Source organism: Amycolatopsis orientalis DSM 40040 = KCTC 9412, from assembly GCF_000478275.1.
Taxonomy (GTDB): Bacteria; Actinomycetota; Actinomycetes; order Mycobacteriales; family Pseudonocardiaceae; genus Amycolatopsis; species Amycolatopsis orientalis.
Genome location: NZ_ASJB01000044.1, coordinates 77572 through 101984 on the forward strand (window position 1 = coordinate 77572; position 24413 = coordinate 101984).

Here is a 24413-nt window from a genome sequence, read left to right on the forward strand (position 1 = left end):
TCAGCTGTCGCCGCTGGTGCCGGGCGAGTTGTTGTACGGATGCTCGCGAACCCAGCGATCGCCGTGGATAGCCCGCACGACACCTCCGGCGCTGTAGCCGCCGGCCAGCCATAGTTGGGTCAATCCGCCGGGGAGATCCGGTGCTTCGCTCGGGAGCGGGCCACCGAAGTAGAGGTTGTCGGTCACCGCGTAGCTGAACGCCGACATCCGCACCCACAAGAACAGGTGCCGGTCATTGTGGCCGTCCTTGCCGAGCTTGGTCAGCTTCGACTGCATCGTCGGCGACTCCAGGTGGATCGCGAGTTCGCCTGGCAGGAGCCGTTCGCCACCATCGGCGAGCCCACCGACGCCATCGACCAGAACCCAGACCTCCGGTGGCCGCCCGGTGCTGCTGCGGGCGACATTGGCCGAGACTCCGGCATCGACGGCGTCAGTCACTGCGGAGCTGATCTGCCCAAGCAGGGCGGCCCCGTACAGCTGATCCAGCGAGGGCACGTCGTGCCTCTCGCACATCAGCAGCAGCGCGTCGATGCCTTTGAGATCTTTCGGCGGGAAGTTTCGCGGCACGGTGACGATCCAGGTGCTGCGTAAGCCGTCCACCGTGTAACGCGTCTTCGTCCTATCGGCCAGGACCGCTGTGATCGCCGCCTCGGCCTGCGGGCCAATGGAGGAGATCTCCAGAACGCCTTCGCGCCCGTCGGGATAGTGCAGCAGCCCGTCGACGACGTTCTGCCGACCACCCAGGTCATAGGGCTCGACTCTTGCACCCAAGACGCGCTCAACGACCGCGAAGGCGACCTGCTCGTCACCGCGTTCCCGTGTCATCGCACCAGTGTCGAGGTTAACGATCCGGCTGGCGAGCACGCCTGTCGGGAGTCGTTGGCGAGCTTGCGGAGACGACGGGACGTCGGCCGGGGTCAGCTCGGACAGCTCAGCGATCTCGGTGACGCTGGCATCGAGATCGACGAGGCGGGCGTCGGCGGTCGGCCAGCGTCGTCGACCCAGTTGTCAGCGTTTGACCCTGGCGCGGATGGCGAGAAGCGCGAGCGCGATAAGCAGAGGGCCGAGGAAGCGTCCCATCATCACGGTCCAGGTCCCGGTGGAAGTGAGCTTCTGACCGGCGTCCCGAAAGACCACTGAGCCGATGGCGGTCTGCACTGCCTTACCTGCCCGATCCCAGGTCCATCGCTGGCCAATTGCGGGCAACGCAAGTGGGGACTCGTTGACTTGCAAGGTGACAGTTTGAGGTGAGGCTGCGGCACCCTGCGGCAGAACGCCGGTGATTTGCTGGGAAGAGTTTACTGCGGGTAGCCCGAAGCTCATTAACAGGATGGTGATGGTTGCAACGAGGACGGCGAGTGCGGTGACGGCGCGGAATGCTCGCTGCCCGTATCCAGAAACCAGCCAATAAGCCGTAAGTACGACTCTGTCACGGAAAGGACCGCCGTGCCGACGGGCTTCCATCTCGCCATAGTAGAAGTCGCCGGCTCCAGCCTCATCTTTGCCATCCTCCAAGGCTTTTCGCAGCGATCGATAAACTGCGGCCAGCCGTTGCGAACCGATGTCGAGATGGCTATCGTCATCGCTGAGTGGATGCGGCTGCCAGCCGACCGTCTTGGCCTTGGCGCCGGGCTTCTTGCAACGCCAATCATGCTCCTCAGCGAGAACGTCGCGGCGGGTCCATCGCCAAACCGATGGCCACGCCCACCCCGTTTGCCAGCCAGATGGCGGACGGTGGAAATGGCTCTGTCCCTCGATACGGAGTTTGTCGAGGTGGTGGGCACCGGCGAATCTGCACCACCGCAGGTCGACATCGGTCAATATCAGTTCGGATACGTCGGTCGCCTGCAAGGACACCAGGCTAGGCTCCCATTGACCGACTAGTTGGAAACCCACGCCACTTCGCGGCGCCTCTCGATAGATGGTGCCACCCTTCTGCGATGTGGGCGCGTTCTCGGCTTGCGGGATGGTCGGACGGTTAACCTGGGGGAAGGAGTGCACTTGCCCCTGCAAGGACGACGGCCCCCCGAAAAACACGCGCTGGAGACTGACGACTGCATGACGCAGGCGCAATGCCACCCCGTCTTCGAACCGGGCGCCATCGCAAGAGACCCAGTCAGCATCGACCTCCACGACGGCGGATCGAGAAAGTATCACATCGTCGAGAACAAGCTCTCCCGCACTTAACGGACCTAGCTTGGAGGCGACCTCAAACCTACCACCGGTAAATGTAGCCTTCCTCGCAACGTGTACCTGGGCAAAATCGAGGTATCCATTGAACTTGGCGTGGTCGAATCGGACTCCGCTACCGAACTGCGCGTTTCTAAACTCGGCGGCATGGTCAAAACGTGCACCAATAAAGCCTGTATATTTTTCGAATTGGGAGCCTTCAAACAAAGCAAGTCCACTAAACCACACATCTGAAAAGATTGCACCACCGAGGAATCGGACGTCTCGAAACGTGCTATTTCCACCAAACCAGACGTCCTCGAAGTCTATGTCCCCGTCCTCAGTTCGAGCGCCAGTGAACGTTGTGTCCCCGCCGAATCGGGCGTGCTGAAAGGTGGCACCACTAACAAAGTTCGTGTGATCAAACCTGGCTTCGCCATTGAAGCGGGTGTCGTCGAAGTCTGGGAGTCTACTAAAATACGCGAATTGAATATCAGTTAATCCATCGAATGTGGCGTTGCAGAAACTTACCTGCCCATCGAATTGTGCGTTAACAATCCGCACATCCTTGTCGAAACGTGCGGAAGCAAAATTGACTGATCCAGTAAAGGTTACGTCGGGAAGCCAAACTTTCTCGACAAAATGTGCGCGGGCGCAGTCTAGAGAGCCGAATCGTATGCCGCCCGCTGGCGCGTCGGGAGAAGGCGCGGCGAAAACTTGGGCAATTTGTGCAAGCAGGTCTTCGTTGAACGTGGTGCCACGTGCGTCGAGATCCGCACCCGGCCCAAGAGTGCTTAGAAACTCCTGGAGTTGATCGCGATGAAGGTGTGCCAGGCACTGCTCAAACCCAGAGACTTTCACCCCAGGACATGATACGTCGGAGCCATTTCGCGCCTGGCAAGTCGGCCAGGGTGGGTCACGATCAAGCCAATTGGTCGCCGAAGATGGTCCTGACATCGTGCTGTTCTATCACCCGAGCCCCCGGATCGGTCGAACTAGTCAACCGCCTTGGTGAACCAGTCGGCGGGCTGCCCCTGCTCGGTCACCGCGTTGCACCGCGCCGACCGACCCGGCGCCCTGGCGCTGGAGCAGAGCGTGGTGACGCTAAACGCGCCCGAGCTGGCCGAGACCGGGCTGCTCGAGGTGGACGAGTTCGCGGCCGAGGCCGGGATCGCCGCCTCGACCCTGCGCGCCTACATCGCCCGCGACGAAGCCGCCATCCCCGCGCCCCAGGCCAGCGATGGCGGCCGCAAACGCTGGCCCCGTCCCGTCGTCACCGACTGGCTCGAACAACGCCGCCGCGACCCCGGCAGCGCCACGGCCGCTCTCCCCGGCGCTGCGGAACCTGTGGGACAGGCTCACCGGCATGCTGCTGCGAGAGCTGTGGGAACAGCCCGCCGGCCGTCGACGCTGGGCCCGGCCCTTCCGAAACGAGCCCGCGGCGAAGGACCTGGCCCAACAACTCGGCTGGGTCGCGACTGTCAACGCCGACGCCGCCATCCCCGTCTATGACCTGGCCTGGATGATCGAGCAGGGCGTGCTGTGGGAGTTGCAGCGCTATCAGCGCACGACCTCCACGAACGGCCAGATCAGCCTCATGCCCCAGACCGGCCACGCGCTTGGCTGGTTCGTTGAGCAGGCACCCGGCCGGGTAGCGGGCCTCCTTGGTGCCAGAATCCGCGACGCCGATGCGATCTTGGAAATCCCGGCCGAGGTGGTCGAGAAGTCGCTGCGCAACTCCCTCATGCTCGACGGCGGCATGACAGAGGCGCGCGTGGAACGACCGCGAGTCCGTCGACGGCCTCAGCCTCCGCAGCAAGGCGCGGGCGGCCAGGACGACCGGGGCCGCAGGGAGGCGAGTGCCCACGCCGGCGCCTCGCTTCCCTGCGGCTGGTGAGTTAGTCGATCATCTTGTGCAGTGCGGCGGCGACGCCGACCGCGACGAGGATGGCAGCGGACTGGCCGGACGCCGCGTACGCCGAGGCGGCCGCGAGGGCGGAGATGACGCCGATCACCAGCCAGCGCAGCGGCAGCCGCCGGTTGGGGGCATCTCCGCCCGACGGGGTCTGCGAGCTGCCCGAAGGCCGTACTGTGGTCATGAGCCCTACTTCCTGTTGCGGGTCGTGGAGTTCTCCGGGCGGCCTCCGGGTACCAGCCGGGGGCCGCCCATTTCCTCGAAAACCTGCTCTGCGCTGGCCTTCGACATCATCTTGCACAGGTTCGCGGGCAGGTGGGTGTAGAGTGGGGATACGTCTTGATCCGCCAGTGAGCCAGGTAGCCGATGACCATACGAACAGCGGGCTTTCTGGCGGGTCAAGACGTTCATTTCAGCAAGGAGAAAGATCTTGGAAGATTTTTTCCTTCTCACACCTCGTAGTCCGAATGCAGCGGAACGTGTCCAGCTCGGACGTCGACTGATCCGGCTTCAGACCATGCGCAAGTCGATCGCTCAGGCCACCGACAACATGGCAAGCCTCGGGGCGAGGAAGCCAAAGCTGACCACCGTGCTCATCCGACGACGGTTCGTCCGCCGGAGTGAGCCCGCCCCGGGGGAATTCTCGGACCGCTCGCTTCCGCCCCCGTCCCTTCGGCCCCCGTCCACCCGGATCATGAGCCCGCGGGGTGCCGCACTGCGGTTCTACCTGACCGCGCTGTTCGAGGCCCAGACCTCAGCGGCCAGGGCCGACTCGCACCCGGTCAGCAAACGCCCACTACGGGGAACCCACGACGACACCGGGTGGGATGACCTGCTCGCCTCGCCCTCGCAGGACACCAGCGGCAACGTCTACATGACCGTTGCCGCGAAGAAGCGCCGCCAGCTCCACGCGACACTCGACCGTCTCCACCAGGAGGAACTGGTCGCGCTGCCCAACATCGACGCCGGTTCGAACAAGTACGAGGCCTTCGAGCTGATGGATGAAGGGGGCCGACGCGACCAGGGACCCAACGACGTCTACCGGCTGCCGAAGGCCGATGACAAGGCAGCCTTCGGGCTCCCGGTCTCGTTCTTCACCCAGGGCTGGGTCCACTGCCTCGAGGACACCGAGCTCGCGTTCGTCCTGATGATCGCCTCGCTCGGTGCCCTCACCGACGAGGTGAAGATCGAGGGCCGCGAGCGCCTCCTGCGCTATGGCCTGGGCCGCGACGCCTACGAGGCGCACATCATGCTCAACCGCCTCGGCCTGCTGGACGTCCGGCCGGACCCCAGCAGATACGCCGATGGCAAGATCCAGGGGTACAGCGGCCCGAGCGACGCCCACCTCCACAGCTTCAAGCTCCTGCCGGACGGGTTCGAGAAACCCGCCTACCGTGCCGTGCTGACCGCGATCGGCGAAGCCCTTGACCAAGCCGACGATGCCTGAGGGGTTGAGTAGCGGCGATGACCCGTGGGCGAGATCGCCGCGAGCTTCACCGCCCCGCCGGACGGCCACGACGGTTCAGCCTGACCGCCGTCCTCGCGGGGCGCCCCATTGCCGCACCGCGGACGCGTGCCGGATTGCTCGGCCGACCGGAGCCCGGCTGCTAAGACCCGTGTCGCCTGGGGACTATGCCGCAGTCCCTGCGGGGGCGCGGACCTGGCACGCCGCGGTCATGTCGTTGCCGGTGACGACGAACCTTTCCAGGCCCAGGTCGGCGGCGAGCTTGGCCACGCCGGGGATCCGGTCGGCGGCTTTGGCGTGGACGAGCAGGCCCGGCTCGTGATGCCACCGGGCGTCGCTGTCGCGCAGGATCCGCACCGAGCACAACCGGACCGGCCAGGCGCGGGTCCCGGGGACGTCGTCGACGAGCCGGAGGCGGGTGGGACGTGCCGGGTGCACCGGCGCGTCGGGGTGGTAGCCGCGGCGCAGGCCGAGCGGGATCACAAGCCCCGGCATCGGTTTGGCGGGCGGCGGCGCCAGCCGGTCGCCGCCGTGAGCAGGTCCACCAGATCCTCGTAGCGGGACACGTCCGGCGTCCCGAACAGCGCGCTCGGATCCCGTAACAACATGATTTCGGTGACGTCGCCGGCGCTGCCCCGCACCGCGGCCGTGATCGGCATATCCCGTATGCGCGCGGCGGTTTCCAGCTTCCCGCATACCTCGTCGTAGGGATCCAAGGGAACTTGCAGGCGGCAGCACCACGCGTCCATCGCGATTGCCCACACCGCGTACCGGCCTGCCGTCGAGGTGGTCATGCTGATCATCGTCGGCGAACGCGGCCCGGCAGTACATGACAAAAACTGGACAGCACCAGCCCTGCTTGACACCGGCCGCCCCGGACGCGGTGAATCGCCCACGGCGAGGGAAACGAAGCGGGGTGCCGAGGTCCCCGCTTCAGCATCCGCTCAGCCGCGAGGCATCCGGCTGACGGCATCGGCATGGCCGTCCAAGGCGGCGCGCAAGCTATCCATCGCGTCGGCGTGCTCGGCGAGCATCTTGGTTGTGCTCGGCGAGCGCCTTGGTGTGTTTGGTCAGTGCCTCGAGCTGCAGGGCGGCCTGGTCGTGACCGTGGCGCAACTCGCTGTGGATCGCCTGGAGTGCCATGAGTTGAGCGCTGGCGATCTTCTCGGAACGTGGCCACGCGGCCATCTCGTCGGCAGTGGCATGGTTTTCCAGCTCATCGGCCTCGTGGCTGACGAACCTGGCCAGCGCATCCGCGACCTCACGGTCGCTCTCACGGTCGTTCGGGCCGGGCGCAGCTGGAGTAGTCGTCACGAAACCGACTGTAGCGAGAGTGCCCTCATCGCGGCCTGGTCTTTCGGTGACCTGGCTACGGGCATGTTGCCTCGCCAGGCTCATCGAAGGTTCGGAGAACGATCGACCTGTTGACCGACCCGACCGGTGTCAAGCACATCGCAGGCTCTGCACAGGTGAACGTCCAGGACGTCGGCGTGAGTCGCCTCGACGACGGTCGCCCCGCGTCCGCCGCATTCCCGGCAGTGGCGCCGACCACGAGAACGGGTCAGGTTCCGCCACGTGAAGGCAACCAGCGCGCCGCCGCCAGCCAAGCGAGGGTGCGCTTCTGCATGACGAGCACAGTAGCGCTGCGGCGCAAGGAATGTGTCGTTCGGCAGATCCGCGTACACCTCGGTGCAGACCGTGACACATGCCCACTGGCCGTGGACTCGGCGTGTTACGCCGGGGAGCTGGTCGTGTGCGGCGTCGGCGGCGGCGCAGTCGCGCTACACCGGGTTGAGTGGGACCAACCTCCGAGAACGTTCAAGGTTCGTTTCGTCGGTTCAGGTGCTTTCCAGATGGCGTGGTCGAGTTCCCAGGGGGTCCGGCCCAGCGCGGCTGCGGCCTCAGAGAGCAGCTGTCGCGCGACTAGGACATCGACGTGGCACCCGACTGTTAGACCCAGCCACCGCAGCACCTTCCGGTCCGGCTTCACCTGTTCGTCGGCGCCGGCCGCTACGCGAAGTGTGAAACGTGAGATCCCGGGGGCGCATGTCAGAGGAATGCCTCGGCGAGAGCAGGAAGCGCGTCCGCGATGTTGCAGAGTTGGACGTGGGAAGCGTGTTCGGTGACGAAGTCGCGGAGCGGGATGTCCGTGGTTCCGTAGCGGGCTTCGAAGCGAGCGCGTTGGTGGCGTGAAGATCGTGAGAGCAGACCACTGACTGAGCTGCTGCTGGTGCGCAGGAATTTGATCGGCTCGGTTCCTGCGACCCAGAGTTCAGGGCGGCGTTCGTCATCATTTAGGGCGAGGTGGACGAGATCCTTGGTAAGGCCGCGTTTGCGCATCATGTTGCCGCCGGACCAGACGGCGACTTTGAACTCCGCGACTCGTTTGTTGGTCTCGAGGTCGAACGGGCGTGACTGGTCGTTGCCTGGGCCGAGGGAGGGCCGGTTGGAGACGATTTCATCGTCCTCGAGGATGTGGGGCAGGGCGAGGGTGATGACGGTGGCGTGGATGACGTCGCTGACCCTGCCGACGTCGCGGCGGACGGTCAGTGCAGCGTGTAGCAGTTCTTCGGTCAGGCCGGCGGCCGCGGTGATGTCGGCCGCGGTGGTGCGGTCGGCGTTGAGCAGGTTGTGTTCGAGTGTGCTGATGCCGGTGGTGAGCGGGCCCGTGCGGAGGAACGCGACCAGGGTTGCGAACGCGGCTCCTGCCTCCTCGACCGTCGGTCGATGTTCCGTCGTGGTGGGTTCGTTTCTTGCTGGTGGTCGTGGCGGCCTGCCAACGGTGTTTGCTGTGCTGGTGGGGAATCCGAGCCTGTCGAACTGGTAGCGGGCGGTGTGTGAGGTGAAGGTGGCGCGGCTGATCCCGAGCACGGTTTCGAGGGCTTGCTTGACGGGGAAGCGGGTTTCTTAGATCTCGACCCAGTGAACCTGGACCGGCTCCGGCGTCTGTCCTCGAAGGCGGGCTTCCACGGTGGCTTGGTCGAGGTCGAAGTGGTCGCCGTTCAGTGTGAGCCGCATGCTGACCTCCTGCTGCGCCTGATGACGACAAGTTGCGCCCCCACTCGGTCGGCGACCGAAGGGCTTCGCGTTACGCCGTCGCGGTGACCGTTGTCCAGCTGTCACCGGTCGCTGTGTAGTGGCCGGTCGCGGCACGCAGACGTGCTGGTATTCGGTCCGGTCCTATGGTCCCGCTGCCGTGAGTGTTTCGGTGATCGAGGCGAGCGCTTGAATGATGTTGTGACAGAGGTAGTCGAAGATCTCGGCGGGTGTGTGCAGTCCCGGCGCTATCGTCGAGATCTCGAGTTGGACGGCTCCGCCTCCGTAGTGGGCGAAGCCGCCCTTCGATCGAAGCCGCTGGAGGTCCCTCAGAGGCTTGACGGCGTCTGGCGTGCCGCCGTGCTCGGTGAGGTAGAGCTGGAGCAGGCCCAGGGTCCGTGTCGAAGGATTTTTCGGTGGTGTGGACAGCGCACCTTTGATCCGGACCTCGTCGAGACTGTCGACCAGCACCTTCGACAAGGTCAGCAGCGGGCTCAGAAGCGCGCTCATGTCGTCGACGACTGGTGCGTGCAGGGTTTGCCATTCGGTGGCTGTGGGTTCAGCGAGTGGCCGCCATAGTGGCCAGTTCTGGTGGCGTTGAGCGGCGTCGTTGGCACGAGCGACCGCGGTTCGCAGATCTCGGACGGTGTCAGGGCTCGACGCGATTCTGTTGAGGCGCTCTCGTTCGCGCTTTCCGGAGTCGGGTTCGCCACCGGAGGGCGGGACGTTGTGGCTCTTCCAATGGCTCCACTCCGGCGTGGGCATTCGTGAAAGGTCGTAGAGGTCAACTTCGACGAGTCCGTCGGAGCTTCGCCCGATCGAGAGGCCCCACACGTTGAGGCAGTTGATCCGGCTTGCGGTGACGGTGTAGCGGCGTGGTTCGCTGAGGTAGCGGTCGAGGACCTGGGGTTGGAAGTACACCCGTGTCCCGAAGTGCGGGCCGGGGCTGCCGTCGATTCCGACGTTGGCGGGGGTGGGCTCCACGGTGAGCGGGCCTCCGGTGGAGGCATCGGTGTCGTAGGTGAAGGCTGGGTAGTCGGCGGGTTCCTCGTCGCTGCACCACGCGGGCCCGGGCGCGTTCTGCGCGGGAAGGATCACGTATTGGCCGTGCAGGGAGCTGGCCGCGACGAGCTTGCCGTGGGCGCGATCGCCGTCGTAGTCGTAGGTCTGGAACTCCATGGAGGCCCAGTCACACCGCATGGTGTGTTCTTCGGTGGTGACCGATGGTGCTTCGGGGTGGTCCTGATTGATCTGAATGGCGAGGAGCATGGCCATGCCGCGGGTGTGAAGGTAGTTGCGCAGTGCCATCGCTTGGACCTCGACGCAGTAGTCGTCCTGGCCTTGGACGCGCACACGGGCCAGCTCGACGTCACGTCCGGCGGAGTCAAGGTAGATCCAGCTGTTACCTCGGCGGACTGCGCGCCAGTACCAGAGGAACGGCCACGCCCACTCGACGGACGGCTCCGTCACGGAGGCCACCCAGCGCAGGTGGCAGAAGAACTCGGCGCGGCCGCCGAACAGGTCGAGCAGCCCGCTGTGGAAGCCGCGGCTTTCGGAAATCTCCACCTGTCCGACGAGGAAGACTCGTGAGTGCGTACGCGCCAGCTCGTCGGGCACATCCGCCAGAGGGATCAGGGCACACTGACGCACGTCTGACGCCGGGCCGGGTGTCAACTCGGCGATCTTCACCCACTGCGTGGGATAGGGAGTGATCGACTTCATCGCCTCGTGAGGCCACCAATCCTGGTGGGTGCCGACCGGCGCGAACTCGGTCTCCAGTGACGTATCCGACGATGCCATCTGCCGATCACACCATCTACGCCGCCGCCGCGGCGGCAGAAGCAGTCGTCTGACACGCCGGACGGACCGCTGCTCCCCGTGTTTCGGGCCAGATGTTAGGCGGTCACGGGGATCCTGTGCCGGGCGAGGTGATCGAGGACTTCGTGGGGCGGTGAGCCATGAACCTGTGATTCGGGTTCGCCGATGATCAGGTCGGTGCTGTCTGGGTGTTCGGGCAGGACGTCGGCGGTTCCGACGTGGCGATCGCTGGTCAACGAGATGCACCGATGAGATCAAGTAGCACCGACCTGCCCACGTCCATGCCACCTCCGCCGTGCAAACCGCGCAACAGGCAGAATGAGCCATGCGCGACCTCGCTGAGAGACCGGTGACGTTTAACTACGACTTCAACATGGCGTGCTCGGCCTGCCCGGCGATCACCCCGCTCACCAGCACCGACTACCACCAGGAAGTCAACCAGGCGCACATCGCGTGCCGCGGATGTGGCGCCGACATCCACTTCGGGCGAGCCGTGATGACGCTGCGCAACGCCGACGACCCGGTCCTCGACGACGGCTACCTCACCGTCGTTGCCTGGTATCACACCAGCACGTATTCCGACTGGCCCTTTGGGAGCCGCACGATGCCGGCCGCGACCCTCGAGGCGTACCGGGAACACATGCCGGCGGGAGCGGGGGCGGGCGCCCGTGCCCGTCATGAGAATCAGGCACTGCATGTTGGCACGTACGAAGCGGCGATCGAGTCGATGCTGCGCCGGATGGATGACCAGGACGACGGCGGCGCCCAGTTCTTCCTGTACCGCGTCGCACTCCGAGCCAGAGACCTGGCGGTGGAGCGGGGTTGGCGAGACGAGAACACCGAGAACGCGGCGAGCCTGAGCCAAGACGACCTCGGCGGCGCCGACGTCGTCCGATATCTCAACGTTTTCGAGTCACCCGGTTCGATCTCTTTGGCCATCCGCCCATCGGCGATCGCCGCGACCCAGTGTATCGAGCTACCGGTCGACACCCTGTGCGACGGCGTCGAACCGAGCCTGCTCGCTGAGGTCGGCGAGGTGCGGATCGAGCACGAACGCCGCAAAGCCGAGCGTTCGCGGCTTGGGCCAAGCCCGCTCGACCTGTTACGCCGCAAAGTGGAGGCCCGCCGCGATGCCATTCCCGGACTTATGCCACCTGTGCGCCAGAACAGCCTGCCGCAGCCGCTACATCAGCTGCTTATCGACAGGTACCTGCCGGGTGTATCGGAGCCAGTTCGGGAACGGTTCACGAGCGCGATGAGTGCTTGGCGCGGTGCACAGGAAGCACTGGTCGGCGACGCCGACTACGCCACGCGATTCGCGAGTATGGCTCCTCTGCTTACGCGCCACCAGGAGGTACGACAGCTCGTTGCCGCAGATAGTGCGAACCACATCGAGGTAGGCGCGGAAAGGTCGACTCGATGATCGGCAGTCATGTAGAGGGCCGACTTGCTGGCAAGCGTCAGCAGAGTTAGCGCCTCGACGATTGAGCTCGCGGATGGTTGGCGCTCGCCACTCCTATTGTCACGGCCGCCGTCCCGATCTCAGTGACGGGTGGCAGCGCCGGTGCTGTACGCCGAACCTCCGGCTATTTGCGGAGAGGTCTCTGGCTTGCCGCGTGGGGCGTGACCGGTCCTGCTTGCCGCGTCGGCGTCAATGACAGGCAACAAGCAATCGGACTGCGCAAAACGGTCGCCTGGGTCATTTCCTAATACTGTCCGGTGCCAGGCAAGCAACCCCGGCGGGACCGGCGATGACGACCGCGCCTGTGGAGGTGATGGCGACGCTCTGGATGGGGCTGCCCACGTCGATGACGATCGGGACGCCGCCAGTGCGCCACAGCTGGTCCCAGAGACGCAATGTGCCGTCGTTCGCCACCGTCGCGAGGGTGGCGTGTCCGTGCACGACTCCGGTTGCCACTGAGGTGATGGAGCCGGTGTGGCCTTCCAAGCGGTGGCGCAGTGCGCCGGTCGTGAGGTCCCAGACCCTCACAATGCGGTCGTTGCAACCGCTCACGATGAGAATTCGGCCATTGACCTCGGCCACGCCCACGGCGCGGATCCAGTCACCATGGTCTGTCAGGTCGTGGCCGAACTGGTCGCCTGTGCGCAGGTCCCAGGCTCTGACGGTCCGATCGTTGCTGGCGGTCACGGCCAAGGGGATGCCCGCCACCGTCGCCGTCGCCAGGGCGTTGATCGCGCCCTTGTGGATCTTCAGATATTCGCCGACCTGTTTGCCGTCCGACGTTCGCCAGATCCGCAGTGCTTTGTCGTCACCGCCGGAGGCGATGCACTCAGTCCCACTGATCTCGATCACAGCGACTCCGTTCACTTTTCCCACGTGCGCGGCCGGAACCTTCACGAGCGCGGTCCTGCTGGTCAGGTCCCAGGTCTCAACGGCGCCGTCCCGGTTGCCGGTGACCAGGAGGGCGCCGAGTGTTCGTGTGGCCACGGCCACCGACTGGAAGGAACCATGGCTCTTTATCGCTGTGCCGAAGGGCGCGCCGGTCGTCAGATGCCACACTTGCGCCGTGCGGTCGTTGCTGACCGTGATGGCCATGTTCGAGCCGTCGGTGGCAATCGCGTTGATGCCACCGGTATGCACGGTGCGGTAGCTACGCTTGGTCGTTCGCGCTGTCAGGTCCCACAGGCGTACTGACCTGTCGGTGCTGGTGGTGATCGCGGTCGCTCTGCCGTTGAGCACGGTGGTGGTCACGCCGGTGGCCTTGAGCCGGTGACCGGTTCGCGGCGTAGACAGTGCCGCACCGGTGAGGACGTCCCAGACGCGGACGGTGCGGTCGTTGCTGACGGAGACCACGACGGGAACGGAGTCGAGCGTAGTCACCGCGAATGCGTTGATCCAGCCATCGTGACCGGTAAGTACCTCGGCCTTGACCTGCGCGGAGCCGAGTCGCCACAGCCGGATTTTGTGGTCCGTCGCGCCGCTGATCACCACGACATCGCCGAGGTGCCTTGCCACGGCCACCGCGTTGACAGTGCCCGTGTGGTCTTCTAGCGGCTCGCCGAGAGCCGTGCGGTCACACAGGTCCCAGAGCCGGACGGCTCCGTCGGCTCCGCCGCTGATCGCGACCGCGCGGCTGTTCAATTCGGTGAAGATGACCGCGTTCACCCCGCCGGCGTGGCCTGGAAGAGGTTCGCCCAGCGGCGCGCCCGCGGTAATGTCCCAGACTCGAAGGTCACCGTCGGCTCCGCCGCTGACCGCTACCTGCTGGCCGTTGATGACGCCGAGCGCGACGGCGTGCACGGGACCGGTGTGCTCGGTGAGCGGGTCGCCGATTTGCTGGCCTGTCATGGCGTCCCAGATTCGAACGCTGCCGTCGAGGGACGCGCTGATCACGACCGCGCGATCGTCGAGTTGTCCGCACACGAGCGAGGTCACCGACTTGGTATGGCCGACCAGCGGATCGCCGACCATCTCGCTGGTGCCGAGTTCCCATAGTCGGATCGTGCCGTCCGCGGCACCCGTGACGACGACGGTGATGCCTGCGAAGGCACCCATGGTGACAGCGGTCGTCGCACTGCTGTGGTCCGGCAGACGACGGTGTCTGCCGGGTGGCAGCCATTGGGTCCATGGGACGTCCCACTTCACCGCCTGAAGTTCACGCACGGCGTCCGCCAGCCAGTCGACTCCGTGCAGTCGCGCGGTGAGCGTGAGCATCGTGGCGGAGTCGACGGCCGTGCCGTCCGAGGCTTCACGTCCTGCCAACTCGTAGACGTGGGCTGCCGCAAGCGCCTTCTCCGTTGCGACCTCGGTCAACAACGGGAGGATGCGGTCCCTGTCGGTGGCGAGCAGGAAGCCGGGGTCCACGACCAGTTCGTCGAGTCGTCGTGCGCGTGTCGCGTGCTCCGCGAGGTTTGTGCGGGTGTAGCTGTCGCTGGTGCTCCAGTCGCGCTGCCCTGTCGGCATGGAGTCGACATTGCTCAGCAGAATGTCCACAAAGGATCTGTGAATGTCACTCTCGTTGCCCACCAGCCGAATCGCGTCGTGCCGGAGATACTCGGCGAGGGCCTCGTGGAAGAGCGACCACGAGGTCAGGCCAGCCGCTTCGACAGCGCGCAGCAGCGCGGCGGCCGGGGTGTCGTCCCGCAGCTTCCGCACGTCCTGTGCCGAGTACGTGCCCACCCCCAAGCGGGTGGCCAGTTCGGCCCAGACGTCGTCATTCGGTAAACCGTCGCCGTGGCTGAACGCCAACGGGCGCAGCAGATCGCGCACCCAGCTCGTGCACGCCTCCGGAGTGAAGGACAGAATCCCGCGCCGGTGCATCGCTTCACCTGCCGATGCCAGGTAGCGCTCCATGGCGTCCGACACGGTGCTGGGGAACGCCACGGTGTCCGCGCCCACGACGGTCGGTCGCTGTACCAGATCCAGCGCGACCAGTTGCGCGATCAGGAAACTCTTACCGGCTTTCGCCGCAGCCTCTTGTGCGATCGTGGTCGCCAACTCTGGACGGCCTCGGTAGGGAGTCGTGAACGTAGGGTCGCTGTCCGCGAGCAGATAGGCGGCGATGTAGTCGCTGACATCAGTGGCGGAGAAGTATTCGGCCTTGTCGAGGTCGATCTCCTGCTGCGCGGTGCGAAGGTGGGCGCGAAGCTCCCGGCGCGTTCCGATGATCATTCGGAGCCCCGTTCCTTGCCCGTTTCGGATCAGAGGGGCGAGGAGTTCCCTGGCCAGCTCCCGCGGGTGCACGGCCTCGTCGAGTGCGTCGAGCACCACCGCGCCTGGCCACGTGTGGTCGTGCAACGCGTCGATCAGGTCGTCCTGGTCGCCGATGTCCGGCAGACCCAGAAATGTGCCGATCTGTGCGGCGACCTGCGCGGTAGTCTTGCCCGCCGCGTGAACGGCGGCGGCGACCTGGCCGACCGCGGCGACAGTACCGGGTTGTGCCTGGTCGAGGACGCTCGCGGGGATCTGGGCGCGGTAGTGCTCGTAGGTCGTCACGACCAGGCGGGCCAACACAGCCGACTTACCGGACCCCGGTGACCCTGTTACCACGGTGACGACAGGTGACGCAGGATAAGCTGAGATCGACAGCGAACCCACGAGCTCGCGCAACGCCGAACTGCGCCCGGTGAAGTACCAGCCGCCGTGTGATGCGCGCTCAACGCCGCGGCTGCGGGGTTCCCAGTGTCGCCGGAATGCGGGATCGAGGTGCCACGCCGAGGTGCTTTTGTCAGCGGCCGGAGCGTCTTCCGGTGCGGTTCGGGCATGCCGGTAGGGCATGAGAGCCTGGCTGAACTCGCCATCGCTGCCGCCGAGTCCGCGGACCGACGAGCTGAGACGCCGAGCCTCGGCCACTGCTTCAGGATGCGGCGGTGCTTCCTTGATCTGATTGCAGAGCCGAGTGAACCTCTCGATCCACGGTGGGATCTCGGCGCGCCGGTCGAGCTCGGCCAGGGCCAGCGCGCCGTCGGTGAGGAACGCGTCCTCGGGAGCGTGCTCCACCAGTTCCACGATCTCCCGGAACACGCGATCCGCCTGGCCTGCCTTGATCAGCGCCTGGAAGCGTTCGTGCTGGAACCTGCGGAACTCGTTCTGGAGGTCGAGTCGGCGGTTCCCGGCCCACGAGCCCTCGACGTCGGCCAGCGGCTCGCCTTTCCACAGCGCTGCGGCTCGGTCGAAGAGCTCGGGGATCTGTCGCTGCCGCGCCTCGGCGTAAAGCTCGCCGAACTGGTGGTAGTCGACCTCCGAAGGGGCGACGTTCAGGGTGTAGGTGCGGTCTCGACTGTCGTACTCGAGCGACTTGGGGTCTCCACCTGCCTCTCGGATCGCCTTGTCAACGTGGCCTGCGTACCTGGCCAACGTCTCCAGCGAACTGTCCGTCTGCTTGCTGGGCAACCAGACGCAGTTCACGAGCCTGTCCGCAGGCACCGGCTTGCCGGGGTTCAAAGCGAGAGCCGCGAGCACGCAACGCGGGCCAGATGAGGGCAGGGGGCGCTCTCCGTCGTGGAGGTAGACGCCCACCTTGCCGAGCAGCCGTACCTCCATCAAGTCCTCCTGCGGCGTGGGACCGATATCCGATTATGTCAGTCCGCATGAGTCGTACCGGTGAGACCCCGTGCCTGTTCCTGTAGGTCCGCAGGAAGTTGAAAAAGCTTGAACCGCGGTCTGACCTGCGCTGTCCTGCGGCCTGTCCGGGTTTCTGTCCGATTCGCCGTCCCAGATTTTGTCCGGGTTGATCCGGATCGTCGTCCCCGTCAGCACCACACAGGGATGGGGAGACACCGCATGAACAGGCTCGGACTGCACGCGCCGCTCGCTGAGGAGGAGGACCTGCACCCGCGGGCATCTCTCTCCGCGTTCCAGCCGAAGGGCAGGCGGGCGCAGATGATCATCGAGATCCTCCGCGAGGAGCGCGATCTGGTGGTCCGCTGCCACAAGAACGACCCGAACAGCTGAGCGGGAGGAGCAGAGCCGTGCGACGTCCTTGCGTCAAGCCCGAACACCTCCCGTTCCGCATCGGCGAGGACAAGGTGCAGATCGGCGGCACCGTGCTGGATATCGCGGGTGCGATCAAGGACCCGGATGGCTGGTGGTGGGCGTTGCTGCTGCTGCTTGACGGGAAGCGCACGGTGGACCAGGTCGTTGCGGCCATGGTCCACCGGTTCCCCGCGTATGAGGCGGCGGACGTGCGCACCGCCCTCCGCACTCTCTACCGCGAGGGTCACCTGTACGACGCCGGCGCGCCCGAGCCCAGACTCGACCCGCGCCAGCGTGAGTACTACTCGCGGTCGCAGTCGGCGTGGCGGTGGATGGACCGCACTCCCAGGCGTGGGTTCTGGGAGGTTCAGGACGTGTTGCGCGAGGCCGCCGTCCTCCAGATCGGCGTCGGCGGCGTCGGCTGCGGATCGGCGCTGGCCCTGACCCTGTCGGGGATCGGCAGCCTGCACCTGATGGACCCGGACGTCGTCGAGCTCTCGAACCTCGCCCGGCAGTGCCTGTACACCTACCGGGACATCAAGGCCCCGAAGGTCGTGGCAGCCACACGGCACCTTCGGGCGCACAACGAGGACGTCGAGATCACCGCCGAACAGGCCGCCATCGAAGGACCGGAGCAGTTGCGGCGCCTCGTGAACGACTACGACCTGCTCGTCATGGCAGCGGACGCGCCAAAGCAGATCCGCGACTGGGCCAACGGCGCGTGTCTCGCCACCGGCACACCCTGGGTGTACGGCGGCTACCACGGGCCGATGCTGATGGCCGGCGCCTACCGTCCCGGTTCCGGGCCCTGTTACCGGTGCACCAAGGCCGCACCGGACGAGGTGGAGATCACCGAGTGGCCGGGCGAGGTGCCCCCCTTCCAGGCCGCGAGCCCGGTGACCTCCGCCTCCGCGGGGTTCGCCGTCGCGCACCTGGCCATGAGGCTGCTGACCGGCGTACCGTCGTTGCCGCACAACCGGGAGTACCGGCTGAACCTGGTGAACTGGCGCAGCGAGATCCTCCCGGCCCCGTCAGCCAGCTGCCCTGCCTGTCTCTAGCTCGTACGCCCGCTCCGCGAGTTCGGCGGCTCGTTCGTCGCCGAGGAGGGTCAGCAACTCGGCCGCTTCGCGCAGACAGCGCGAGGCGGCCGATGTGCGTCCGGTGCGTGCCTGCGAGAACGCCATGACCTTCAGAGCGGTCGCGCGGTCCGCCATCGAGGCACCCTCGACGGTCAGAGCACGTTCGCACAACTCGATCGCGACGGTGTCGTTGCCGAGGCCCTGATGCGCTACGGCGACGTTGACCTGCGCGTACGCCACGCCGATGTCGTCGTCGGCCTTTGCGCGCAACGCCAGTTCCTGCTGCGAGAACGTCATCGCCAGGTCGAACCGGCCCAGGGCAGCGTGGAGCTGACCGAGGTTGCACACGACCGTCGCCTCGGCCAGTAGGTCCCCGGTCTGCCGGGCGACCGGCAGGGCCGCCTCGTAGAACGGCAAAGCGTCGGCGGGGCGGCCGCGGTCTCTGCCGTCGGAACCGAGCCCGCACAACGCCTCGTACCGCCGCTCCGGGTCTTCGGTGAGCTCCAGCACCGACCGGAAGTCGGCGTTCGCGGCCAGGTACTCGCCTACGATCCGGTAGGTATTGCCCCTGCGGACCTGCAAGAACGCCTCCGCCGCCGCATCACCCGCTGATCGTGCCGCGCGCAGCCCGTCGTGCTCGGCGTCGAGCCGATCCCGCCACAGCGACCGCCCCCGCAACGGCAGGTGCCGAGCCGCGCCGGCAAGAAGCACGACGACCGCTGGCAGCTCCTGTTCGACCGCCAGCCGCCGGACCGCCACCAAACTGGCGTGCTCGACGGTCAACCATTCCAGCGCGTCCGCGCGCGTGGTGAACGGCAACGGGGCGGCGACCCGCCCGACCGAGATCGCCAGCCGCGCCTGTCCCGGGAAGACGATCTCGTCAGCCTTGTTCGCGGCCCACGCGTACCAGGTCAGCAAGCGCGTCAACGCCTCAGGACCGTCGTGCTCGTCGGCTGTGCGGGAGGCCGCGTACGCGTGCAGGAGGTCATGCAGGCGGTAGCGCTGCCGCCCGACCTGATCGAGGAGGTGCTCGTCGGCGAGCTTCTCCAGCAGGCCGGCCACCTTGTCGAGACCGCCGCCGTCGAGCGCCGCGGCGGCGTGCGGCCCGAACTCCACCGCCGGCTGCGAGCCGAGCAGCCGGAACACCCTCGCCTGTGGCGGGGACAGTTGCCGGTAGGACCAGCCGAACACTTGTGTGATCGCACTGCGTTCATCGCCGGACCGGTCGAGCGCGCCCAGGCCGACCCTGATCTCACGCACCACGTCCGTCACCTCGACGAACCGGTTCGACGCTACGTGCGTAGCCGCGATGCGCAACGCCAGCGGCAGCCGTGCGCAGATCTCCACCAGTTCCTCGACGGACGTGCGCTCCCGTGCCGCGTGCTCCGTGCCGATGATGCCCGCGACGAGCTCGAACGCCTCGTCGGTATCGAACAGCCCGATCGGGATGTCCACGGCGCCGTTTCCCACCGACAGCCCGCGCAACGTCTTGCGGCTGGTGATCAGGACGAGGCACTCAGGCGCGGCCGGCAGCAACGGCCGGACCTGCTCAGCGCTAGCGGCGTTGTCCAGCAGCACCAGCGTCCTGCGGTCCGCCAGCAGCGATCTGAACAGCCCGGTCTGGGCGTCGATGTCGGCGGGGACGTCCGCGTTCGGCACACCCATGGCGGCCAGGAACCCGGACAGCACGGTGCCCGGCGTGGCGGGCGAGCCGGGCCCGAAGCCACGCAGGTCGGCGAAGAGCACGCCGTCGGGGAACTCGTACTTGACCTCGTGCGCCCACCAGACCGCCAGCGTGGACTTGCCGACGCCGGGCGTTCCGTGCAGCACCAGCACGGTCCCGGTTCCCGCACCGTCACCAGGCTCCGGTAGATGCCGCCTCAGTGCGGCGGTCTCCTGCCGACGTCCCGCGAAGTCCCGCACACGGGCGGGAAGCTGCTGCGGGACCGGTGGCGTCGCCGGGGCGGGCATCACGACCCGACCGATCGAGTCTGCCTGCACCACCCGCCCGATGACGGCGTCGACCTCGTTGTGCACCTCGCCGAAGTCCGTCATGAGTTCGAGTTTTGACAACAGGACCGCGTTCTCCGGCATCCGGACCGCCCTCACCACCCGAATTGCGCAACGGGGCTGAGATACTCGGGTGTCGCCGTCTGCTGGAGGACGTAGGTGAAGGTTCGGCTGCTCGGCAACGTCGAGATCGTCGGTCATGGCCGGACGATTCGGCTGGAGAGGCAAGCGGAGCGGTGTTTGCTGGCCGCGCTCGCGTTGAACCCCAACCGTGCACTCACCTTCGACAGCCTCATGGGCACTGTCTGGACGGCCGATTCGCCAGGTTCGCCAGACACCCTCGGTAAGTACGTACAACACGTTCGTGGTGGCATCGTGAAGGCGGGCGGTGACCCCAAGAGCCTCGTGCGCTCGCGTGGTTCGAAGAGCGTGCGGCTGAACATCGATCCTGAAGCGGTCGACTACCACCGATTCCGCACGCTTGCCGACGAAGCGAGCCGGTTGCGCGATCTCGACCTGTTCGACAAAGCGGCAGGCCTGTGGTCGGGGGAACCGCTCGCCGACCTGAGTCACGACGAAGGTCATTGGGCAGTCGCGCGGCGGCTCGCGATGAGGGAAGAACTCATCGCCTGCCAACGGGAGCGGCTTCAGCTGATGATCGATCGTGGCGACGCCCCGCGGGCGTTCGCCGAGGCCTCCGATTTGGTGGAGCGCTACCCGGCCAAGGAGTTCCTGCCCCTCGGCGTCCACGCGCTCGAGGTACTGGACCGCACCGGTGAGGTCGCCGGCTGGGAGGCGCGGGTCCGCCGGCGCATCGGTGACACCGGGCGCACGTCGGCGGTCGTAGTCACCCCTCAGATGTCACGCCCGATCGGGCCTTACGACGTCCGCGAGCTCTTGGACAAGTCCGCCGCCTACGCGCGGGATGTGCGCATCGATGCTGATCTGCAGATCGAACGCACCCTTGAGTCCGAGCTCTTCGACGCCGTGAGGAACTCCCGCAACGCCTCGCCGTTAGCGCTCGTCGGAGAGGCCGGCTCGGGCAAGACAACGCTGCTTCACGCGTTGCACCGGCGCCTGTCCGGCGTAGCAGGCGTCGACCCCATCCTGGTGCCCGCGACATCTCTGATCAGTGCGGGCAGCGCGGACATGATCATCGGTCCGTTCCGTGACCTGGCCAGGAGCGGGCACAAACCGCTGCTGCTGCTCGACACCGCGGACTTGATGCTGCACGACCAAGCTGGGAAGGACCTGCTGCACCAGTTGCTCAACGCCGTTCACGCGGCGGGGCACGTCGGCGTGTACTCCACCCGGCCCCAGGAAGCGGCCGTTCTCACCCACGACCGGATGAGGCGGTGGGACCTCAAACGTTACGACGACCCCGAGCTCGCACGTGCCGTCACCGCGCTCGTCGCGCACTACGGCCTTGAGGTGCCTGTCGCCGAGGCCATCGCGAAGGTCCGCGACGCTACCGCGAGAGAACTGCCGGCTGCGGACGTCTGCAGAAGCCCATTGTTGCTGCGCTTGCTGTTCGAACTCTCCACGTCGGGGCTTCCGGAGTTCGACGACCTCGACGTCACCAGCCTGTACCGCGACTACTGGAAGCGCAGGGTGGCCAGGGACGCGCGTATGGAACGTGACACGACGATGCGACCGCTCGCCGAGAACAACCTGACCGAGGTGGCCGGGCGCACGGGGATCGGCTTGCTGGCACTCGGTCTGCCTGAGACCTCAGAAGAAGAACTGGTGCGCACAGCAGCGTTGACGGCCGGTCGAAACGTTGGTCACGCCGTACTGCAGGAGGCGCTCGAAGTTCTCACCGAGCGCGGAGTGCTCGTCCAAAGTGGAGCGGGCGTCGGGTTCTTCCACCAGACGATGTTCGAGTTCGCGGCGGCGCAGGGTCTGCTGGACCGCCACGACCCGGCGGACCTCGGCGTGCTCGCCGAGCGCACCTCCAGGCACGGAGGCGATCTGTTCGTCGGGGCCGTGCTCGAACAGGTGCTGGTGCTCTGCGGCTCCCAGCCGCTGCTGCACGCTGCTGCTCGCCAAGCGGTGCACACCCTACTGCAGGCGGACAGCCAGGCGGTGCAGGCGATCGGAGCTGTTGCCTGGGCACATCACCCCGAGCTGCTCGGAGATCCCGTGGCCGCTTTGCGCAAGGCCGGTCCATCGGCGTTGCAACGAGCGATCGCCAAAATGCCCTCTATCGCCGGCAAGAAGTCCGCCGACATCGTCGACCAGTTGATGATTTGCTGGCAGGCCAACGAACAACCGGACAACCGCACCGCCGTGCTGCGGTCTCTTACCAGACTCGCGCTCCGTACGCCAGAGCAAGTGAGCGAGGCTCTGCACGACCTCGACCTTGACCAGGCCGTACGGGACTCCGACTCGGCCGAGCTGCGTTCGGCCGTTCTCGATGTCCTGCTCACGACGACACCGCACACCGCCAAGTTGTTGCGGTCCACCGCTCTGCTGATGCTCGAGCAGTCCAGTGAGCCCGTTCCGCACGAGCTGACCTTCTTCGCGGACAACTGGTCGATCCTCGGCGAGCCGGGGCTGTTGAAGCGCATCATCGATGCTTTCGTTGGCGCTGGGGGAGATGTCCGCCGCGCACAACCGGCCTTCGCCCAGCTGAACGCCGCCGAGTGGCAGCGCAACGATTCCTGGAACGACAGCGAGAACTGGGCGGCCTTTCTCCACAGGATCCGCGTGAATGACCCCCAGAAGGAGATCGGCAGCCGCACCCTGCACCTGAGGGCCATCGAGCGTTTCACCCTTCAGCTTGACGACGAGCGTGCGAGTGTCGCTGTCGACTGCCTGCTCGACTGGCCAGGTGACGAACTGCGTGAGTTCGTAGGAACGACCGTGTTGCCCAACATCCTGCGCTCGAGCTCGCGCGCCTCGGACGTCCTTGTGACAGCGGCCAGAACGTCCCTCAAACAGCTCAGGGAGTTCGACGGCGGCCATACCCGCACGAAACTCCTACTCGACGCGCTCGCTCAAGCGGACCTGCCTCGCGGACTGTTGTACGACGTGCTGCCGTTGCGCGTCCCCGCCTGGGACAGCCACGACCTGCTGCTACGCCTCGCGCCGCTCGCCGCTGACCACGGCCATCCAACGGCGCAACGGTTTGTTGAACAGATACGCAGGGGAGAGCGGACACTGTCGGCCGAGGAACTTGACACGTTCTTCTCCACGCGTGCCGTGCACATGGTGAAGACCGACGCCGTCTTTGACGCGGTCTTCACCATCGCGCTCGCGTCCGGCCGGATCGAAGACGTAACGAAGACGGTGCGATCGTACGGGCGACACAAGGAACAGGTCCGCCGCCACACCTCCGAACTGCTACGGCACTTCCGCACGTTCATGGCCGGCAGCGATGAACAACAGGCCGTAGGTGTACGGTTCCTCGCCGATCTCATGCTGTACATCGACTTCGGCACACCGTGGCCCGAGCTACGCGGCATTCTCGACCAGGTGCACGAGCCCGTGTTGCTCGCCGAGCTCATCACCTCGTTGTGGCACCAGACTCCGATCGGGGATGTCACCGATCGGCTCGACTGGCTCAGTCGATTCGTCGAGGTCAGACCAGGTGCTGAGACACCGGTGGTTAAGCCGCGCAGTGGCGACGTGGACACCGCCGTCGCGGGAGCCGCTGCAACGGCGATGGTCCACCTGCTCATCCGGAGTGAGTCGCCGTGGGCCGAGCACTGGCCTGTGATCCGCACTCTTGGGCTCCATCAGCTCGACCAGCCCGGAGTGCACGTCGACGGCCCCAACTTCGCGATCATCTGCGACTACCTGGCACGGCTCGCTGTGCGCGAACCGGACCTCGCCCGGCGGCGCCTGCTCGACTACTTCAAGGAGTTGGCCGGGGGCACCTTCTTCGGCATCCAAAAAGAGCTATGGCGACGCGGGCTGCGCAACGCTCTGCTGCATTTATGCGCTTTGGGAGCTCCCAGAGATGTGCGCACTCTCGTCCAGTTGTGCGAACGGCTCGATGAGACCGTCGCCGAGGTGATCACCGAGGCCGCTGCGGAGTGGAACTACGCGGAGGCACGCGCACCATTGCGGGCGTTGAGTCGGTCCGAGCAGAGACCACAGTTGCGGGCGCATCTACTGGCCCTGCTGCGAGATCGCGACCGCAGTTACGGCACGCAGCAGTTCCAAGAGATCCTGTCGCCAGGCGCTCGAATCGGGTGAACGCTCCGTCAGCCCCGAAGCCACGATCCGGTCGTGGCGCCCGTCTCGGCGTCCGCAGTGACGACAAGCCTCTGGACAGCGACTCCGTGGAGTGCGACCGCGATGCCCCTTTGCCCGACTTCCCTTGACTGATTCCAGCGTGTCCGCACCTCACCATCGTTCCCTTGGGCACGGCACCAGTGTCGCTGATCGTCTGCAAAGCCGATGCTCAAACGCTCTGCCCGATCTGCGGCGGTCGGCTGCCGGCACGGCAGACGCTCTACCTCGGCCGACACGGTGGTG

General features: G+C 66.2%; 17 protein-coding genes. 6 read left to right on the plus strand and 11 right to left on the minus strand.

The genetic code is table 11. From position 1 onward, the window contains the following. Positions 1-825, minus strand: a complete 825-nt coding sequence (locus tag L324_RS13595; RefSeq protein ID WP_037306986.1) for a hypothetical protein — start codon at positions 823-825, stop codon at positions 1-3. 183 nt (positions 826-1008) lie between these two features. Next, positions 1009-3030, minus strand: coding sequence for a pentapeptide repeat-containing protein (locus L324_RS41625; RefSeq protein WP_235783522.1), 2022 nt, complete (start codon positions 3028-3030; stop codon positions 1009-1011). A gap of 505 nt (positions 3031-3535) precedes the next feature. Between L324_RS41625 and L324_RS13610 the strand changes: the two genes are divergently transcribed. After that, a complete protein-coding gene (locus L324_RS13610; protein WP_037306990.1) occupies positions 3536-4066 on the plus strand; it encodes a hypothetical protein in 531 nt (176 codons plus the stop codon). A gap of 1 nt (position 4067) precedes the next feature. On the opposite strand, the gene L324_RS13615 is transcribed toward L324_RS13610, so the two are convergent. Beyond that, positions 4068-4268 carry a hypothetical protein gene (locus L324_RS13615; protein ID WP_037306992.1) on the minus strand — a complete coding sequence of 67 codons (201 nt, stop codon included), beginning with the start codon at positions 4266-4268 and terminating at the stop codon, positions 4068-4070. A 510-nt stretch (positions 4269-4778) separates the two neighbouring features. On the opposite strand from L324_RS13615, the gene L324_RS13620 reads away from it, so the two are divergent. Continuing rightward, positions 4779-5531 carry a hypothetical protein gene (locus L324_RS13620; RefSeq protein ID WP_152546841.1) on the plus strand — a complete coding sequence of 251 codons (753 nt, stop codon included), beginning with the start codon at positions 4779-4781 and terminating at the stop codon, positions 5529-5531. A 183-nt stretch (positions 5532-5714) separates the two neighbouring features. Here the strand turns inward: L324_RS13620 and L324_RS13625 are convergent, their stop codons facing one another. The 6 genes from L324_RS13625 to L324_RS13645 all read right to left on the minus strand — a co-directional run bounded on the left by L324_RS13625 (position 5715) and on the right by L324_RS13645 (position 10385). After that, entirely contained in the window at positions 5715-6044 is a 330-nt protein-coding gene (locus L324_RS13625) for a hypothetical protein (RefSeq protein ID WP_152546842.1), read from the minus strand. After that, positions 6029-6343, minus strand: a complete 315-nt coding sequence (locus L324_RS13630; RefSeq protein ID WP_152546843.1) for a hypothetical protein — start codon at positions 6341-6343, stop codon at positions 6029-6031. The genes L324_RS13625 and L324_RS13630 overlap by 16 nt, the downstream gene beginning before the upstream one ends. 208 nt (positions 6344-6551) lie before the next feature. Beyond that, positions 6552-6863 carry a hypothetical protein gene (locus L324_RS42330; protein WP_152546844.1) on the minus strand — a complete coding sequence of 104 codons (312 nt, stop codon included), beginning with the start codon at positions 6861-6863 and terminating at the stop codon, positions 6552-6554. Between the two features lie 418 nt (positions 6864-7281). Beyond that, complete coding sequence (locus tag L324_RS44440; protein ID WP_499698310.1) at positions 7282-7647, minus strand: DUF8548 family protein; 366 nt, start codon at positions 7645-7647, stop codon at positions 7282-7284. After that, on the minus strand, positions 7599-8420 hold the full coding sequence (locus L324_RS13640) for a hypothetical protein (RefSeq protein ID WP_051173891.1): 822 nt from the start codon (positions 8418-8420) through the stop codon (positions 7599-7601). Before L324_RS13640 ends, L324_RS44440 begins: the two co-directional genes overlap by 49 nt. 309 nt (positions 8421-8729) lie before the next feature. Next, positions 8730-10385 carry a hypothetical protein gene (locus tag L324_RS13645; protein WP_037307001.1) on the minus strand — a complete coding sequence of 552 codons (1656 nt, stop codon included), beginning with the start codon at positions 10383-10385 and terminating at the stop codon, positions 8730-8732. A 343-nt stretch (positions 10386-10728) separates the two neighbouring features. Between L324_RS13645 and L324_RS40945 the strand changes: the two genes are divergently transcribed. Then, entirely contained in the window at positions 10729-11826 is a 1098-nt protein-coding gene (locus L324_RS40945) for a hypothetical protein (protein WP_051173892.1), read from the plus strand. Positions 11827-12102: 276 nt separating this feature from the next. Here L324_RS40945 and L324_RS13655 read toward each other — a convergent pair whose 3' ends face one another. Further along, positions 12103-16407: a BTAD domain-containing putative transcriptional regulator gene (locus L324_RS13655; RefSeq protein ID WP_037307003.1), complete on the minus strand. Its 4305-nt coding sequence runs from the start codon at positions 16405-16407 to the stop codon at positions 12103-12105. Positions 16408-16647: 240 nt separating this feature from the next. On the opposite strand from L324_RS13655, the gene L324_RS42795 reads away from it, so the two are divergent. Then, positions 16648-16818 carry a hypothetical protein gene (locus tag L324_RS42795; protein ID WP_161780855.1) on the plus strand — a complete coding sequence of 57 codons (171 nt, stop codon included), beginning with the start codon at positions 16648-16650 and terminating at the stop codon, positions 16816-16818. Between the two features lie 17 nt (positions 16819-16835). Beyond that, complete coding sequence (locus tag L324_RS13660) at positions 16836-17897, plus strand: HesA/MoeB/ThiF family protein (protein ID WP_051173893.1); 1062 nt, start codon at positions 16836-16838, stop codon at positions 17895-17897. On the opposite strand, the gene L324_RS42335 is transcribed toward L324_RS13660, so the two are convergent. After that, a complete protein-coding gene (locus L324_RS42335; protein ID WP_051173894.1) occupies positions 17871-20012 on the minus strand; it encodes an ATP-binding protein in 2142 nt (713 codons plus the stop codon). The two genes, L324_RS13660 and L324_RS42335, sit on opposite strands and share 27 nt — an antisense overlap. A 75-nt stretch (positions 20013-20087) precedes the next feature. Between L324_RS42335 and L324_RS13670 the strand changes: the two genes are divergently transcribed. Then, a complete protein-coding gene (locus L324_RS13670) occupies positions 20088-24131 on the plus strand; it encodes a BTAD domain-containing putative transcriptional regulator (protein WP_037307005.1) in 4044 nt (1347 codons plus the stop codon). Positions 24132-24413: the final 282 nt, after the last annotated feature.